Origin of the sequence: Thioalkalivibrio sp. AKL8, assembly GCF_000380525.1 — a bacterium.
In the GTDB taxonomy this organism is placed as follows: Bacteria; Pseudomonadota; Gammaproteobacteria; order Ectothiorhodospirales; family Ectothiorhodospiraceae; genus Thioalkalivibrio; species Thioalkalivibrio versutus.
Map to the genome: position 1 here is coordinate 257,091 of NZ_AQYF01000008.1, position 16,648 is coordinate 273,738.

Here is a 16,648-nt window from a genome sequence, read left to right on the forward strand (position 1 = left end):
AGGCCGCCAGGACGAGGGCCTGGCGGCCAGTGGCGGCGACCGGACCCAAGCCCGGTCACGAAGTGGACGGATCAGGACTGCGGCGCAGGACCGCCGACCACACCCTTGTCATCGTCACCCCGACCATCGGAGCCGTCCTTGGCGTCACCATCGGCATCCGAGGCACCACCCTCGGCCTCGTCGCTGGCCTGCGCCGAGCCACCGGAACCGCCGCCGCTATCCCAATCCGCCGGCTCGCGGGGCTCGCGCCCGGCCATGATGTCCGCGATCTGCTTGTCGTCGATGGTCTCGTATTTCATCAGTGCCCGCGCCATCGCGTGCAGCGTATCGATATTGTCGACCAGGATCTGCTTCGCATGCTGGTAGTTCGCATCGATGATGTGACGGACCTCGGCATCGATCTGGCGCGCAGTGTCGTCGGACATCGGCTTCGACTTGCCCATTTGCCCACCCAGGAACGGATGCCCTTCTTCCTCACCGTAATCCAGCGGGCCGAGCTTTTCCGACAGGCCCCACTTGGTGACCATGTTGCGGGCGATCTGAGTGGCGCGCTCGATATCGTTCGAGGCTCCGGTGGTCACCTTGTCATTGCCGAAGATAATCTCTTCTGCCAGACGCCCGCCAAACAGGCTCGCCAGCTGACTCTCCAGACGCGTCTTCGAGTGGCTGTAGCGGTCCTCCTCGGGCAGGAACATGGTCACGCCCAGGGCCCGCCCACGCGGGATGATGCTGACCTTGTAGACCGGGTCGTGCTCCGGCACCGTCAGGCCAACAATCGCGTGGCCGGCCTCATGGTAGGCGGTCAGCTTCTTCTCGTCCTCGGACATCACCATGGACTTGCGCTCGGCGCCCATCATGATCTTGTCCTTGGCGCGCTCGAAGTCGGACATGTCCACCAGGCGCTTGTTGGAGCGCGCCGCAAACAACGCCGCCTCGTTGACCAGGTTGGCCAGATCCGCGCCGGAGAAACCCGGCGTGCCGCGCGCGATCAGATCCGGACGCACGTCGTCGGAGATCGGCGTTTTCTTCATATGCACCTTGAGGATCTGCTCGCGACCGCGTACGTCCGGCGGCGGCACCACCACCTGGCGGTCGAAGCGACCCGGGCGGAGCAGCGCCGGGTCAAGCACGTCCGGACGGTTGGTCGCGGCAATCACGATAACCCCCTCGGTGCCCTCGAAGCCGTCCATCTCGACCAGCAGCTGGTTCAGGGTCTGCTCACGCTCGTCGTGACCGCCGCCCATGCCGGCACCACGCTGGCGACCGACCGCGTCGATCTCGTCGATGAAGATGATGCAGGGGGCGTGCTTCTTGGCCTCGGCGAACATGTCGCGCACGCGCGAGGCGCCCACGCCAACGAACATCTCGACGAAATCGGAACCGGAGATGCTGAAGAACGGCACCTTGGCCTCGCCGGCAATCGCCTTGGCCAGCAGCGTCTTGCCGGTACCCGGAGAGCCGACCATCAGCACGCCGCGCGGAATCTGGCCACCCAGCTTCTGGAACTTGGACGGGTCGCGCAGGAAGTCGACCAGCTCGGTCACCTCCTCCTTGGCCTCGTCGCAGCCGGCCACGTCATTGAAGCTGACCTTGACCTGGTCCTCGGACATCAGCTTGGCCTTGGACTTGCCGAAGGACATCGCGCCCTTGCCACCGGCACCACCGCCCTGCATCTGGCGCATGAAGTAGATCCACACGGCGATCAGCAACAGGATCGGGAACCAGCTGATCAGGATGCTCATCAGCAGGGAGCGCTCGGCTTCCTCGTGGGCGTTCAGCTCCACGTTGTTCTGCAGCAGGTCGCCGATCAGACCGGGGTCGTTCGGGTTCACCGTGGTAAACGCCTGGCCCTCGATCGTCGTACCCTCGATCTTCTCACCCTTGATGGTCACGTTGTCCACGCGACCGCCCTGCACGTCGCGGATGAACTCGGAGTACGTAATGCTCCGAACATCCTGCGTCTGCTGCTGCGGGCCGAAGTTGTTGAAGACGGACATCAGGACGACGGCAATTACCGCCCAGATGATCAGATTCTTGGCCAGACCGTTCAAAACGACACCTCGAAGAACATTTAATCGTTAGCTTTTGGCAGCTTTACACATCCCGGGGCTCACGCGCCAATACGTACACTTCGCGTGACCGTGGCCGCGATGCCTTCGGCTTGCGCACCTTTACCGAGCCGAACCGCCGACGCACCTCGGCCAGATAGGCATCAGAACCTTCACCCTGAAACAGCTTGACCAGAAATGCGCCCCCGGGGTTCAGAATGCGTGTCGCCAAGTCCAGCGCCAGTTCACAAAGATGGATCGAACGCGGCAGATCCACCGCACCCGTCCCGGTCAGGTTGGGGGCCATGTCGGAAAGCACAAGATCGGCACGCTCATCGCCCACCAGGGCAAGTATCGCGTCCAGCACGGCGTCCTCGCGGAAGTCGCCGGTGACGATCTCCGCGCCCGGCACCGGGTCCATCGGCAAGATGTCCGTGGCAATCAGCACGCCCTTGCGGCCAATCTTCCGAGCGGCGTACTGCGTCCAGCCGCCCGGTGCCGCGCCGAGGTCCACCACGCGCATGCCGGGTTTCAGCAACCGGTCGCGCTCATCGATCTCCTGCAGCTTGTACACCGCCCGCCCGCGGTAACCCTCCTGCTGGGCCCGCTGGACGTAGGGATCGTCGAAATGCTCCTTCAACCAGCGCTGACTGGAGCGGCTACGCTTGGGCATTGAGCGGCCTCGCAGCTGCGGACGGCATGCTACAATTTTGATGTTTAAACACTGAAAAATGGCCTCCTGTGAATCTGACCGACGCGCAACGCCGCCATCTGCGCAGCCTCGCCCATCCGCGCAAGCCCATCGTGACCATTGGCCGCAATGGGCTGACTGATGCCGTACTGGCGGAGCTGGAGCTGGCGCTGACCCACCACGAGCTGGTCAAGATCAAGGTGAACATCGGCGACCGCGAGGTCCGCAACGGCACCGTGGAAGAGCTCTGTGAACGCACCGGCGCCGCGCGAGTGCAACGCGTCGGCTATGTCGCCACCCTGTTCCGCCGCAACCCGGATGACCCGAAGGTCTCCCTGGACCCGGCCTGACCCCACCGCCCGGTTGCGCCCCTGAGCGCGACCGGGACCCGCCGCGTCATCAGTTGACGTAGCGAACCTCCAGGATCTCGTATTCCGTCTCCCCGCCCGGGGCCTGCACGGTCACGACGTCGCCTTCTTCCTTGCCGATCAGCGCCCGCGCAATCGGCGAAGACACCGAGATCATGTTGTTCTTGATATCGGCCTCGTCGTCACCAACGATCTTGTAGGTGACCTGGCGCCCGTCCGCAGTCGCCTCCAGCACCACGGTGGTCCCGAACACCACCTTGCCGGTCTGCGGCAGGGTGGCCACGTCGATGATCTGGGCGTTGGAGAGCTTCGACTCCAGCTCGCGGATGCGGCCCTCGATGAAGCTCTGCTGTTCGCGTGCCGCGTGGTACTCGGCATTCTCCTTGAGGTCGCCGTGCTCGCGCGCATCGGAGATCGCGTTGACCACGCGCGGGCGATCCTCGCCCTTCAGCTTCTTCAGCTCTTCCTTCATCTTTTCCGCGCCAGTCACGGTCAAGGGCGTCTTGTTCATGCGCTTTTCCCTCCGAGATTTTCCTGGTGGAGGTCCTGCAGCCGGAAGACGTCATTCGCCCCCAGGTGATCCAGGGCCTGTACGGTGGCCTTGGCCCCGGCGATCGTGGTGGTATAGCCCACCTTGTGCATCAACGCCTCGCGGCGAATGGTGTAGGAGTCGGAGGTCGACTGCTTCCCCTCCACGGTATTGATGATGAAGCTGATCTCGTCGTTCTTGATCATGTCCACGATGTGCGGGCGACCCTCGGTGACCTTGTTCACGCGCGTCACCTGAATGCCGGCTTCCTCCAGCACGTTCGCCGTGCCACGCGTCGCCAGGACCTCGAAGCCCAACTCCACCAGGCGCCGGGCCACTTCCGCCACGTGCGGCTTGTCGATCTCGCGCACCGACACGAAGGCCTTGCCGGTGGACGGCAACAGTACGCCCGCTCCCAGCTGGCTCTTGGCGAACGCCTCGGCAAAACTGCGCCCGACCCCCATCACCTCGCCAGTGGATTTCATCTCCGGCCCCAGGATCGGGTCCACGCCCTGGAACTTGGCGAACGGAAACACCGATTCCTTCACCGAATAATAGTCCGGATAGACCGCATCGCCCACGCCCTGCTCGGGCAAGGTCTGCCCGACCATGCAACGCGCGGCAATCTTGGCCAGCGGCCGTCCGACGCTCTTGGAGACGTACGGCACGGTGCGCGAGGCCCGTGGATTCACCTCCAGCACGTAGATATCGTCGCCCTTGATCGCAAACTGGGTGTTCATCAGGCCGACGACCTTCAGGCCCAGTGCCATCTTGCGCACCTGCTCGACCATCTCGTCCTGGAGTTCCATGGACAACGAGAACGGCGGCAGGGAACAGGCGGAGTCGCCCGAGTGCACGCCGGCCTGCTCGATGTGCTCCATGATCCCGCCGATGATCACGTTCTCGCCATCCGAGATCGCGTCGACGTCGACCTCGATGGCGTCATCCAGGAAGCGGTCCAGCAGCACCGGGGCATCATTGGAGACGGACACCGCGTTCTTCATGTAGCTGCGCAGGTCCTCGCGGTCGCGCACGATCTCCATCGCGCGCCCACCGAGCACGTAGGACGGACGTACGACCAGTGGGTAGCCGATCTCCTCGGCCAGCTTCTCGGCCTCCTCCTCGCTGCGCGCGGTGCGGTTCGGCGGCTGCTTGAGCCCCAGCTTGTTCAGCAGGGCCTGGAAGCGCTCGCGGTCCTCGGCCAGGTCGATGGAGTCCGGGCTGGTGCCGATGATCGGCACGCCAGCGGCCTCCAGGTCCCGCGCGAGCTTCAGTGGCGTCTGGCCACCGTACTGCACGATCACGCCGGCCGGCTTCTCGGTCGCCACGACCTCCAGCACGTCCTCCAGCGTCAGCGGCTCGAAATACAGCCGGTCCGAGGTGTCGTAATCGGTCGAGACCGTCTCCGGGTTGCAGTTGACCATGATGGTCTCGTACCCGTCCTCGCGCATCGCGAGCGCGGCATGCACGCAGCAGTAGTCGAACTCGATGCCCTGACCGATGCGGTTGGGCCCGCCGCCCAGCACCATGATCTTCTGCTTGTCGGTGGGATCCGCCTCGTTCTCCTCTTCGTACGAGGAGTACATGTAGGCCGTGGTAGTCGCGAACTCGGCCGCACAGGTATCCACCCGCTTGTACACCGGGCGCACGCCCAGTCCATGGCGGTGTTTGCGCACCGCCTTCTCGGTATCGTTCACAAGCTTCGCCAGGCGCAGGTCGGAGAATCCGCGCTGTTTCAGACGGTACATCTCCTCGGCGCTGATCTCGCCCAGGATGCGGTCCTTCACGCCCTTCTCGACGTCCACCAGCTCCTGGATCTGGGCCAGGAACCAGGGGTCGATCGCGGTCAGGTCGAAGATATCCTGGATCGAGAAACCCGCACGGAAGGCATCGGCCACGTACAGCACCTGCTCGGGGCTGGGGTTGGCGAGCTTCGTGCGCAGCTGATCGGTCACGTCATCGGCGGTCAGATCGATGCGCTCGTCGAGGCCGTCCATGCCGGTCTCCATCGAGCGCAGCGCCTTCTGGAACGACTCCTGGAAGGTGCGGCCAATGGCCATGGCCTCACCCACCGCCTTCATCTGGGTGGTCAGGCGTGCATCCGCCTGCGGGAACTTCTCGAAGGTGAAGCGCGGGATCTTGGTGACCACGTAATCGATGGACGGCTCGAACGAGGCCGGGGTCAGACCACCGGTAATGTCGTTCTTCAGCTCGTCGAGGGTGTAGCCCACCGCCAGCTTGGCCGCGACCTTGGCGATCGGGAAGCCGGTCGCCTTGGAGGCCAGCGCGGAGGAACGCGACACCCGCGGGTTCATCTCGATCACGATCATGCGCCCGTTCTCCGGGTTGATCGCGAACTGCACGTTGGAGCCACCGGTCTCCACGCCGATCTTGCGCAGTACCGCCAGCGAGGCGTCGCGCATGATCTGGTATTCCTTGTCGGTCAGGGTCTGCGCCGGGGCCACGGTGATCGAGTCGCCGGTGTGGATGCCCATCGGATCGAGGTTCTCGATCGAGCAGATGATGATGCAGTTGTCCGCCTTGTCACGGACCACCTCCATCTCGAACTCCTTCCAGCCGAGCGCGGACTCCTCCAGCAGCACCTGGTTCACCGGCGAGAGATCGATCCCGTTCTTGACGATGTACTCGAACTCCTCGCGGTTGTAGGCGATGCCGCCGCCCGAACCACCGAGGGTGAACGACGGCCGGATGATCACCGGGAAGCCGATCTTCGGCTGGATCTCCTGCGCCTCCTCCCAGGAGTGCGCGAGCATCGCGGTCGGCGTATCCAGGCCGATATCAGCCATCGCCGCCTTGAAGTGGTCGCGGTCCTCGGCCATATCGATCGCCGCCTCGTTGGCACCGATCATTTCCACTCCGAACTTCTCCAGCACGCCTTCCCGGGACAGGTCCAGCGCGCAGTTCAGCGCGGTCTGCCCGCCCATGGTCGGCAGCACCGCGTCCGGGCGCTCCTTCTCGATGATCTGGGCGACCGTCTGCCAGTCCACCGGCTCGATGTAGGTGGCATCCGCCATCTCGGGGTCGGTCATGATGGTCGCCGGGTTGGAGTTCACCAGGATCACCCGGTAGCCCTCCTCGCGCAGGGCCTTGCAGGCCTGGGCGCCGGAGTAATCGAACTCGCAGGCCTGACCGATCACGATCGGGCCGGCCCCGAGGATCAGGATGCTCTGGATGTCGGTACGCTTGGGCATGTGACGGCTCTCGCAGGCTGTCGAAATCGGAAATTCGGTCGGAAAATCGGGGGGAAGGCGTTAGCTGCGCGCCGTGCGCATCATCTCGACAAAGTCGTCGAACGCCGGGGACACGTCATGCGGCCCCGGGCTCGCCTCGGGGTGGCCCTGCAGGCTGAACGCCGGGCAGTCGGTGCGGGCGATGCCCTGCAGCGTGCCGTCGAACAGCGACCGGTACGTCGGCGTCAGCGTCTCCGGCAGGTTGTCCTCGTCGATCGCGAAGCCGTGGTTCTGCGACGAGATCATCACTCGCCCGCTGGCCTCGTGCCGGATCGGGTGGTTCGCCCCGTGGTGGCCGAACTTCATCTTCACGCTCTTGCCGCCACTGGCGATACCCAGCAACTGATGCCCCAGGCAGATCCCGAACAGCGGCAGCTTGCGCTCGCAGAAATCCCGGATCGCCTCGATCGCATAGGTGCAGGGCTCGGGATCGCCCGGCCCGTTGGACAGGAACACCCCGTCGGGCTTCAGCTCCATCACCTCGTCCACCGGCGTCTCGGCCGGGACCACGGTCACGCGGCAGCCGCGATCGGCCAGCATGCGCAGGATGTTCTGCTTCATGCCAAAGTCGTAAGCCACCACGTGATAGTCGGCGGCCTTCGCATCGACCCGCGCCGGCTCCTCGCCCAGCTGCCAGGTCCCTTCCAGCCACTCGTAGCGGCTGCGCGTGGTCACCTCGCGCGCCAGATCCATGCCCTTGATCCCGGGGAACTCGCGCGCGGCCGCCAGGGCCGAGGCCTCGTCCACGTCGCCGGCCTGAATGCAGCCGTTCAGCGCGCCCTTCTCGCGCAGGATGCGGGTCAGCTTGCGGGTATCGATCCCGCTGATCGCCACAATGCCATGACGCAGCAGGTAGTCCGGCAGCGACTCGCGCGAGCGCCAGTTGGACACCAGCGGCGGCAGATCACGGATAATCAAGCCCGCGGCATGGGCCCGCGAGGACTCGTCGTCCTCCGGGTTCGTTCCGGTGTTGCCGATATGCGGATAGGTCAGCGTGACCATCTGCCGGTGATAGGACGGATCGGTGAGGATCTCCTGGTACCCGGTCATCGCGGTGTTGAACACCACCTCGCCAACCGTCTGGCCCAGGGCGCCAATCGCCTGACCATGAAACACAGTGCCATCTTCCAGGACGAGCAGAGCAGGCGCGGACACAGGGGGACCTCCAGGTGGTCTGGGTCGGGGCCGCCAGGCGATTCGCCGGCGGCGGTACTGCGATTCGTTCGGGATCTGCGACCCGCCCTCGTCCGCACCACTCTACCGGGGTGTGAACCCCTTTTTCGGCAACGATTCGGTGCTCGGAGGACGGATACGATTACGCCTTCAAGTGTACGCGAGCGCCGCGCGCGGCGTCCAACGAGATCCCCACTTCCGGCGTCTCCGCCCGCCACTCGCCGCCCGCTTTCCGGGCCCGAACACCGCCTACCCGGCCCAAGTATGAAACCGATGCTCCGTGGCTAGCCTGGCCATTCAGGCTGGCCCTGGTTCATCGCTCGGTGTTTACGGCGGCTCCGGTCCGCCACCTGCCAGGCGCTCTCTCGCGAGCGCACCGCGAGGTACTTTCTTGCTTACCCAAGAAAGTACCCTTCGAGGCGCACCCGGATTCCGCCCGGGAACCTTGCTCCAGGGCCCTCGGGCCTGCGGCGCTGAACTCGCTGCGCCTGCGGCTCCGCTCAGACATCCAGCGCCTTCTCCCGGCCCGAGCACCCTTCCGCAAGGGGCTCCATACGGGAGGGGAAGGTCAAAACAGACGGCATCTCGTAGGGTGCGGTTGAGCCCAGCGAAACGCACCATCTCCCACGCCGTGCGAAACCCTGATGCGATTCGCTTCGCTCATCCGCATCCTACGCCCCCGGCGCCCGCCACGCGGGCGCGGCACGCCATGGCCGAAGGCCGCGCGTGCCGAAGATGTATGAAGACCTAGCCATCATCCATTGGCAACAACGCTGGGATAGCCGTTGTTTTGACTTACCTCCCCGTTGTCGTCGCGCCGAGTGGAGAGGCTTTTCGCGGGATTCAAGGCGCTGGATGTCTGAGCGAAGCGCAGCGTAGCGAGTTCAGCGCCGCCCGCGAAAAGCCTCGGAGCGAGGGAAACCCCGGCCCGCGCAGCGGGCCGGGGTCGCGGCAGTCGGGCGTGTTTCTTAGTTACTTCTTTGCACGAGCAAAGAAGTAACTCGCGGCGCGCTGGCGAGTCAGCGCCTGGCAGGCGGCTCGACGAAAGCACCGTAAACACCCGATGCCGAACCAGGGCCAGCCACAACAAGCCTGTCGGCCGGTCGAAGGCACCGTAAACACCGGATGACGAACCAGGCCTAGCCTTCGCCAAACGCAGCCCCTACCGGCTAGAGGTCGCGCAGCCCCAGCACATCCTGCATGTCGAACAGCCCATTGCCAGCGCCGGCCAGCCAGACCGCCGCACGCACCGCACCGGAGGCGAACACCGTGCGACTGGAGGCCTTGTGGGTAATCTCCACACGCTCGCCATCACCCGCAAACAGAGTCGTGTGCTCGCCGACGATGTCGCCGCCGCGCACCGTGGCAAAACCGATAGTGCGCCGGTCACGGGCTCCGGTCTGGCCCTCGCGCCCGTAGACGGCGTCCTGCTCCAGATCGCGGCCCAGGGTCTCCGCGACCACACGCCCGAGCTTCAGCGCGGTACCGGAGGGCGCGTCCACCTTGTGCCGGTGATGGGCCTCCAGGATCTCCACATCCACGCTGTCGCCCAGCGCCCGCGCGGCCAGCTCCACCAGCTTGAAGGTCAGATTGACCCCGACACTCATGTTCGGCGCATAGACGATCGGCAGATCCCCTGCCGCCGCCTGCAAGCGCTGCTCCTGCTCCGCATCCAGCCCGGTGGTGCCGATCACCAGTGCCTTTCCGGCGTTCGCACACAGCTCCAGGTGCTGCATGGTCGCCTGCGGCGAGGTGAAATCGATCAGCACATCGAAATCGTCGGTAACCGTCGCCAGATCCTCGACCAGGCGCACCCGGCCCTCCGCGCCCACCGCCTGACCGATGGTCTCGCTGCCGGGGCGCTCACTGGCCGCCCCCAGCTGGGCATCGGGGTGTTCGTCCACCGCCTGCACCAGGTTCTGGCCCATGCGCCCGCCGGCGCCCGCAATCGCAATTCGAATCATCTTTGTTCCATCCAGTGCTATCGATCCATCGGGTTACGCGCACCCTACGAAGCTTTGCCCCGGCACGCCAGTTACAGGGTTCGCACCGGGGTGCGGAAACGCCATTCGCCATACACCGAGGCGATCACCCCGGCCGCGGCCAGGAACGCCGCGAACACATACACCGAGGCTGGGCTGATGCCATCCCACAGATAGCCGGCCACCAAGGATCCCGAGGCACCGCCCAACCCGAAGGCCAGCGACGAATACAGCGCCTGCCCGCGCCCCTGCAACCGCCCGGGGAAGAAATAGTGGATCAGCGAGATCGCCGCCGCGTGGTACACCCCGTAGCTGGCCGCATGCAGGATCTGAATGAACAGCAGCATCGGCAACGAATCCGGGACCGCCGCCAGCAGCCCCCAGCGCAGCGTCGTCAGCACCAGCGCCGCCGACACCAACAACCAGGCGCCGAAACGCAGGATCAGCCGCGGCATCAACAGGAACAGCACCACCTCCGCCGCCACCCCCAGCGCCCACAGCTGCCCGGCTACGGAGCGCGAGTAGCCGGCCTGTTCCAGGTACAGGGTAAAGAAGGCGTAGTACGGCCCGTGGCTCGCCTGCATGAAGAAGCAGGCCACAAACAGCGCGATCACCTCGGGGCGGCGCAGCACGGTTAGCAGGGGCGGGGCGTTATTATCCTCGTCGAGGTTGCGCGCCGGCTCGCGCACGAACTGCGACGCCGCCACCACCGCGATCAGCACCGCCAGCACGATCCACGGCAGCCAGGCCACGGCGATCCGGTCGAAGGCCCAGCCCAGCACCGCCACCGCGACGATGAAGCCGACCGAGCCCCACAGCCGGACCAACGCGTAGCGATGCGCATCCCGCCCCAGCGACCGCATGGTGGCCGCCTCGAACTGCGGCAGGATCGCGTTCCAGAAGAAGCTGTAGGCCGCCATCACCACGGCCAGCCACCAATACCCGGTGTACAGCAGCACGCCGGTGAAGGCGACCGCCCCGCCCAGCGCGCCCCAGCGGGCGATCGGCATGTGCGCGCCGGCGCGATCCGCCAGCCAGCCCCAGACGTTGGGCGCAATGATCTTGGTCGCCAGCACGATCGCCATCAGCTCGCCGATCTGGGCGCCGCTGAACCCCTCCTCGGAGAGGTACGGCCCCCAGAACGGCATGAAGGCGCCGAGGCTGGCGAAATAGAAGAAATAGACCGCGGACAGGCGCGCGTTCTGCGTCACTGCCATGAGGGGACCGCTACACGATCAGGACGACACGGCCGTAGGCCGCGTCATTCGCCGGGATGGTCGCGCAGCTCCAGCCCCGAGTCCGGGACATCGGCGTTCTGCGCACGGTGACGCAGGGCGTGGTCCATCAGCACCAGCGCCATCATCGCCTCGGCGATCGGGGTCGCGCGGATGCCCACGCAGGGGTCGTGCCGCCCCTTGGTGATCACCTCCACCGGCTCGCCGGCGGTGTTGATGCTGCGCCCGGGCAGACGGATGCTGGACGTCGGCTTCATGGCAATGCTGGCCTGCACCGCCTGACCGGTGCTGATCCCGCCCAGCACGCCGCCGGCGTGGTTGGACAGAAAGCCCTCGGGGGTGATCTCGTCGCGGTGCTCGGTGCCGCGCTGGGTCACGGATTCGAAACCCGCGCCGATCTCCACGCCCTTCACCGCGTTGATGCTCATCAGCGCGTGCGCCAGGTCGGCGTCCAGGCGGTCGAACACCGGCTCGCCCCAGCCGGCCGGCACCCCGGTCGCCTCGACCGTCACCCGTGCCCCGATGGAATCGCCCGACTTGCGCAGGGCGTCCATGTACTCCTCCAGTTCCGCGACCTTGTCCGGGTCGGGGGAGAAGAACGGGTTGTCGTTCGCGATCTCCGGCTGCTTCGGCTCCAGCTCGATCGGGCCGAGCTGCGACAACCAACCGCGGATGGTGATCCCGTAGCGCTGCTCGAGATAGCGCCGCGCGATGCCGCCGGCCGCCACCCGCAGCGCGGTCTCGCGCGCAGAACTGCGCCCGCCGCCGCGGTAATCACGCACGCCGTATTTCTGGTGATAGGTGTAGTCCGCATGCCCCGGGCGGAAGCGGTCCTGGATGTCGCCGTAATCCTTGGAGCGCTGATCGACGTTCTCGATCAGCAGCCCGATCGGCGTACCCGTGGTACGCCCCTCGAACACCCCCGACAGGATACGGACCTGATCCGGCTCGCGACGCTGGGTGGTGTGGCGCGACTGGCCCGGCCGCCGGCGATCCAGGTCAAACTGCAGATCCGCCTCGCAAAGCTCCAGACCGGGCGGACAACCGTCCACCACCGCGCCCAGGGCCGGCCCGTGACTCTCACCAAAAGTACTGACGACGAACAGTCGCCCAAAGCTGTTTCCCGACATGCGCGTAGTGTAGCCGCGCCATGCCCGCCTGTCGCCTGTTCCCCCACCCGGCGGCCGGTCGGCGACGGGCGGAATGGCGCGCTCGGCAACCACGTCCCCTATCTGCCATGATCGATATGCAGCACAAGAAACCAAACAGGAGGAAACCCATGCCGAATTCCCTGACCCGCCTGGTGACCGGCACCGCCGCGGCCCTGTGCCTTGGCCTCGCCAGCAGCGCGCAGGCCGATGTCTACAGCCAGCGCTTCATGACCCTGGAACTGGCCAACGACATCGCCATGGGCGCCGTCGAGGCCTGCCGCGAAATGGGCCACCAGACCGCGGTGGTCGTGGTTGATCGCGCCGGCAACGACCAAGTGGTCCTGCGCGACCGCATGGCCGGCGTGCAGACCATCCAGATTGCCGGCGACAAGGCCCGGGCCGTGACCATGTCCGGCACCACCTCCGCCAACTTCCGCGACAACCGCGAAGACATCCGCATGGAGATGAACCACGTGGATGGCATCATCATGCTGGCCGGCGGCCTGCCAATCGAAGCGGCCGGCAGCATGCTCGGAGCGGTCGGCGTGTCCGGTGCGCCCGGCGGCGATCTCGACGAGGAATGCGCCCAGGCCGGGATCGACCGGGTCCAGGAACGCCTCGACTTCGCCATGTAAGCATTGCGGGTGCCAGGGAACGGCGCCCGCCCCCAGGAAAACACCATGACCGACACCCCCCGCCCCGCCCCGAAACGCATCTCGCCGGTGGAGACCTACGAGCGTCTGCAGGCACGCCCGCGCGACCTGCTGATCGACGTCCGCTCAACCATGGAGTATCTGTTCGTCGGCCATCCGACCGGCTCCATCCACATCCCGTGGATCGACGAACCCGACTGGACCGTGAACCCACAGTTCGTGCCCCAGGTGCGCAAGCTGCTGCTGGGCGGCGTCAGCGATCACAGCGAAGAAGCACCGGCCCTGTACCTGATCTGCCGCAGCGGCAAGCGCACGCTGGACGCCGGGCAGGCCCTGGTGGACGCCGGCATCGAGCATGTCTTCTCGGTGGACGAAGGCTTCGAAGGACCGCTGGACGAGAACCACAAGCGCTCCACTCGGGGTGGCTGGCGCTACCACGGCCTGCCCTGGGAGCAGTGCTGAGGCCCGCGACGGATCCCCTACAGCCACGGGGGTTGCGCGCACCCCGGGGGGTTTGGTTCATAATGAACTCGGACGCGTCACTGCGGCGTTCGATTGTGGCCCGGTGGTACCCTTGAGCCTTAATTTTTCACCACGGGACCGAGTACTTCCGTTTCGCTGTGCATGTCCGTCTTCGAGCGGAAAGCCTAAAGATCCGGAGACTTCTCCCACCTGAGCCCTAGGTTCAAGGTCAAGGGCCACGCCGGCGCCTGCGGGGCGCGTCCACTTCTTTATTGATCCCGATTTCCTTTATGTCTGCGGAAACCGACTCCGTTCAAGATTCGCTATCGCCCGACGATCTGCGTGCCCTGCGTCTGCGCCTGCGCCGCGCGCGGGCGGCTTTGTCGGATGCCCAGCTCGACCACCACTCTGCCGCCATTTGCGGACATCTGCTGCGCTGGTTCGAGCGCTGGAAGCCGCATTGTGTCGGCGCCTATCGCGGCCTGCGCGGCGAGGTCGACCTGACCCCACTGACTGTCGCCCTGGCCCGGCGCGGCACACGCATCGCCCTGCCGGTGATGGACGACAAACGCCCCGGGCACATGCATTTCCACACCTGGGCCCCGGGCGATGCGCTGTGCCACAACGGCTTCGGTATCGCCGAACCCTGTCCGGACGCCCCACGCATTTGGCGCCGCGAGATGCAGGTGGTGCTGATGCCGCTGGTGGCCTTTGACACCGCCGGCAACCGCATGGGCATGGGTGCGGGCTACTACGACCGCTACTTCGCCCGGCGTCGCTTCGGCATGCGCCGGCCGAAGCTGATTGGCGTGGCCCACTCGCTGCAGGGCGTCCCGGCGCTGCCGACTCGCCCCTGGGACGTCCCGCTGGATGGCGTCGTCACCGAGCAGGGCTGGCATGCGCTGCCAGACCGCGCGCGGCACAATACGCACACCTGACCACACCCCTTATTTGGCACGAGGAGCCCGCATGGCCTACTGGCTGATGAAGTCCGAGCCCGACGAGTTCAGCATCGACGACCTGGAACGCGTCGGCGTGGAGCCGTGGGACGGCATCCGCAACTACCAGGTGCGCAACATGATGCGCGACGAGATGAAGAAAGGCGATCTCGCCTTCTTCTACCACTCCAACGCCAAGCCGCCGGGCATCGTCGGCATCCTGCGCATCGAGAAAGAGGCCTATCCGGACACCTGCGCCTTCGACCCCGAAGACCCGCACTACGACCCAAAGAGCGACCCGGACAACCCGCGCTGGCTGCGCGTGGACGTCGCCTTCGAGGAAAAATTCGGCGACATCATCACCCTCGACTGGCTGAAGCAGCAGCCGCAGCTCGAGGACTGCCCGCTGGTGCGCCGCGGCAACCGGTTGTCGGTAATGCCCATCACCCAGGACCAGTGGGACTTCATCCTGAGCCACGCCCAGCGCGGGAAGTAACCGCGTGGCCACGCTCTACCACTTCCCGCACGATGCGAAGGCCGACCGCCTGCGCCTGGCCTGCGGCTACAAGGGTGTCGCGCTGGAGACCCGCGCGCTGGACTGGTTCGACGACGAGACCTTCTTCGAACTGGGCGTGGCCCGCCAGTCCCCGATCCTGCAAACCGACGACGGTACGCTGCACACCGACACGGTCACGGCACTGCGCGATATCGACCACCTGTTCCCGACCGGCGAGCCACTCTCCGACGGCGTCATCACCGAGGACGCCTGGCAGGCCCTGGTGGACTGGCGCGCCAAGGTGGAGATCGTGCTGGACCGGCTCTACGCCCCGCTGGCGCCGGGCTTTCACGGCATCGGCGAGAGCGCCGAGGCCCTGGCCGATTTCAAGGCGCATGTGCAGCACCGCTTCGGCCTGTCGCTGGAGGAGCTGGCCAACGACCGCTACGACGGCTACAACCAGCTCGCCAAGCTGAGCCACCTGCCGGAACTGGCCAAGCACCTGGCCGCCAACCGCTTCTACCTCGGCCACCCGTCGATCGCCGACTGCGTGATCGCCGCCGACCTCTACCCGCTACAAATGCACGACGGCATCAACCTGCCGGTCGACATGCTCTACTACCTCCGCCGCGTCGAGGAGACCTTCAACACCCCCCTCAACACCCACTGGCTCGCCCGCTGAAGACCATGTGGGAGCGGCCTTGGCCGCGAAACGGCGGTAGGCGCTGGCGCAGGCACGCTCCCACTGGACTGCTTGCTACATCGACGAAAGGAGCAGCAACGATCAGGCCGCCGCAAAGCGCCGGATATGATTCTCGTCCCGAGCCGCGGCCCGGGCCAGATCGTAGTTGGTCTGCATCGTGAGCCAGTGGCGTGCCTCGCCGATTCCCCCACTCTCCAGACGCACCGCAAAATCCGGTGAAATGGCGGCGTGTTCGTTGAGAACACGCGAGACCGCGTTGCGGGACATCCCCAGATGCTGCGCAAACTCCGTCACCGAAAGACCCAGCCCCGGCAGCACACGCCGGCGCAGGATCCGCCCGGGGTGGGGCGGGTTCCGCATCGCCGCGTCTTCCTGAAGGTCAGTGGTAATCTTCATAATCCACCTGATCCGCATCGTCGCCACTGAAAGGGAAGGTGACGACCCAGTTGCCGTTCACATGCACCGAGAAAAAGCCGGCGCGATCCCCACGCAGCGGATGAAAATCCATGCCCGGGAGATCTAGGGAAACACTGATCAATGTACACACTCGCGCTCGAGTCGCTTTTGCGCGCGAACAAGGCGCGGCGACTGCCGTGCAGTCACTCTGCACAAGGGAACCGCAACGCCGTGCGCGCGCAAAAGCGACCGAGCCCCTTGCATTCAATGGCTTGTGAGGTTGGCACCCCAGGTTCCCCGATCCTGCGTTGCGCCGCTGGCGGGTAGAACCACTACCCGCTGCACGACGCGCCTTGTCTCGGAAAACCTGGGGTGCCAACGCGAGCGTGTACATTGATCAGTGTTTCCCTAGCTGTCCGGGATGGGTCGCTGCATCCAGCAGCGCGAGAATGTCTTCCAGGTCTTCCACATGGTCCGCCGGCAACCCACGGCGATCGCCGCTCGCATACAAGCGTTTTAGTCCCTTGTGACGAATCTTCCTGATCATCGGCCTTCCTTGGCACGCAACTTCG

The 16,648-nt window shown here is 65.7% G+C and carries 17 protein-coding genes, 1 other RNA gene and 2 pseudogenes; 8 read left to right on the top strand and 12 right to left on the bottom strand.

Annotated features, from left to right (window positions below):
* Positions 1-71: 71 nt before the first annotated feature.
* Both ftsH and rlmE read right to left on the bottom strand, forming a co-directional pair.
* Complete coding sequence (ftsH, locus tag G335_RS0108540; protein WP_018146241.1) at positions 72-2,051, bottom strand: ATP-dependent zinc metalloprotease FtsH; 1,980 nt, start codon at positions 2,049-2,051, stop codon at positions 72-74.
* Between the two features lie 43 nt (positions 2,052-2,094).
* On the bottom strand, positions 2,095-2,721 hold the full coding sequence (rlmE, locus tag G335_RS0108545; RefSeq protein ID WP_018167907.1) for a 23S rRNA (uridine(2552)-2'-O)-methyltransferase RlmE: 627 nt from the start codon (positions 2,719-2,721) through the stop codon (positions 2,095-2,097).
* Positions 2,722-2,789: 68 nt separating this feature from the next.
* On the opposite strand from rlmE, the gene yhbY reads away from it, so the two are divergent.
* Positions 2,790-3,089 (top strand): ribosome assembly RNA-binding protein YhbY, encoded by a 300-nt coding sequence (gene yhbY / locus G335_RS0108550; protein ID WP_018146243.1) that lies wholly within the window; start codon positions 2,790-2,792, stop codon positions 3,087-3,089.
* 49 nt (positions 3,090-3,138) lie between these two features.
* On the opposite strand, the gene greA is transcribed toward yhbY, so the two are convergent.
* The 7 genes and pseudogenes from greA to aroC form a co-directional block, all read right to left on the bottom strand.
* On the bottom strand, positions 3,139-3,618 hold the full coding sequence (gene greA, locus G335_RS0108555) for a transcription elongation factor GreA (protein WP_018146244.1): 480 nt from the start codon (positions 3,616-3,618) through the stop codon (positions 3,139-3,141).
* Positions 3,615-6,848, bottom strand: coding sequence for a carbamoyl-phosphate synthase large subunit (carB, locus tag G335_RS0108560; protein ID WP_018146245.1), 3,234 nt, complete (start codon positions 6,846-6,848; stop codon positions 3,615-3,617). The genes greA and carB overlap by 4 nt, the downstream gene beginning before the upstream one ends.
* A gap of 60 nt (positions 6,849-6,908) precedes the next feature.
* Entirely contained in the window at positions 6,909-8,042 is a 1,134-nt protein-coding gene (gene carA / locus G335_RS0108565; RefSeq protein ID WP_018176464.1) for a glutamine-hydrolyzing carbamoyl-phosphate synthase small subunit, read from the bottom strand.
* Between the two features lie 518 nt (positions 8,043-8,560).
* Positions 8,561-8,818: pseudogene (locus tag G335_RS14355) on the bottom strand (hypothetical protein).
* A 411-nt stretch (positions 8,819-9,229) separates the two neighbouring features.
* Positions 9,230-10,024: a 4-hydroxy-tetrahydrodipicolinate reductase gene (gene dapB, locus G335_RS0108570; protein ID WP_018146247.1), complete on the bottom strand. Its 795-nt coding sequence runs from the start codon at positions 10,022-10,024 to the stop codon at positions 9,230-9,232.
* A 71-nt stretch (positions 10,025-10,095) separates the two neighbouring features.
* Positions 10,096-11,259 carry an MFS transporter gene (locus tag G335_RS0108575; protein ID WP_018176465.1) on the bottom strand — a complete coding sequence of 388 codons (1,164 nt, stop codon included), beginning with the start codon at positions 11,257-11,259 and terminating at the stop codon, positions 10,096-10,098.
* 44 nt (positions 11,260-11,303) lie between these two features.
* On the bottom strand, positions 11,304-12,407 hold the full coding sequence (gene aroC / locus G335_RS0108580) for a chorismate synthase (protein WP_018176466.1): 1,104 nt from the start codon (positions 12,405-12,407) through the stop codon (positions 11,304-11,306).
* 149 nt (positions 12,408-12,556) lie between these two features.
* On the opposite strand from aroC, the gene G335_RS0108585 reads away from it, so the two are divergent.
* From G335_RS0108585 to G335_RS0108605, 6 genes are all read left to right on the top strand, one after another.
* Positions 12,557-13,063 carry a heme-binding protein gene (locus tag G335_RS0108585; protein WP_018176467.1) on the top strand — a complete coding sequence of 169 codons (507 nt, stop codon included), beginning with the start codon at positions 12,557-12,559 and terminating at the stop codon, positions 13,061-13,063.
* A gap of 45 nt (positions 13,064-13,108) precedes the next feature.
* On the top strand, positions 13,109-13,543 hold the full coding sequence (locus G335_RS0108590) for a rhodanese-like domain-containing protein (RefSeq protein ID WP_018167913.1): 435 nt from the start codon (positions 13,109-13,111) through the stop codon (positions 13,541-13,543).
* A gap of 74 nt (positions 13,544-13,617) precedes the next feature.
* Positions 13,618-13,803: non-coding RNA, 6S RNA (gene ssrS / locus G335_RS13895), on the top strand.
* A gap of 30 nt (positions 13,804-13,833) precedes the next feature.
* On the top strand, positions 13,834-14,481 hold the full coding sequence (locus tag G335_RS0108595) for a 5-formyltetrahydrofolate cyclo-ligase (protein WP_018167914.1): 648 nt from the start codon (positions 13,834-13,836) through the stop codon (positions 14,479-14,481).
* Between the two features lie 31 nt (positions 14,482-14,512).
* Positions 14,513-14,977, top strand: coding sequence for an EVE domain-containing protein (locus tag G335_RS0108600; RefSeq protein ID WP_018176468.1), 465 nt, complete (start codon positions 14,513-14,515; stop codon positions 14,975-14,977).
* A 4-nt stretch (positions 14,978-14,981) separates the two neighbouring features.
* Positions 14,982-15,659, top strand: a complete 678-nt coding sequence (locus tag G335_RS0108605) for a glutathione S-transferase family protein (protein ID WP_018176469.1) — start codon at positions 14,982-14,984, stop codon at positions 15,657-15,659.
* Between the two features lie 102 nt (positions 15,660-15,761).
* Here G335_RS0108605 and G335_RS0108610 read toward each other — a convergent pair whose 3' ends face one another.
* Both G335_RS0108610 and G335_RS13550 read right to left on the bottom strand, forming a co-directional pair.
* The gene (locus G335_RS0108610) at positions 15,762-16,040 is read right to left on the bottom strand and encodes a HigA family addiction module antitoxin (RefSeq protein ID WP_018176470.1); all 279 of its coding nucleotides are present in this window, start codon (positions 16,038-16,040) and stop codon (positions 15,762-15,764) included.
* A gap of 19 nt (positions 16,041-16,059) precedes the next feature.
* Positions 16,060-16,188: a type II toxin-antitoxin system RelE/ParE family toxin gene (locus tag G335_RS13550; RefSeq protein ID WP_018176471.1), complete on the bottom strand. Its 129-nt coding sequence runs from the start codon at positions 16,186-16,188 to the stop codon at positions 16,060-16,062.
* A gap of 90 nt (positions 16,189-16,278) precedes the next feature.
* Here G335_RS13550 and G335_RS14495 point away from each other — a divergent pair.
* A pseudogene (locus tag G335_RS14495) lies at positions 16,279-16,473 on the top strand (hypothetical protein); the annotation flags it as partial.
* On the opposite strand, the gene G335_RS14270 reads toward G335_RS14495, so the two are convergent.
* Complete coding sequence (locus G335_RS14270) at positions 16,474-16,623, bottom strand: hypothetical protein (protein ID WP_018176472.1); 150 nt, start codon at positions 16,621-16,623, stop codon at positions 16,474-16,476.
* Positions 16,624-16,648 lie beyond the last annotated feature (25 nt).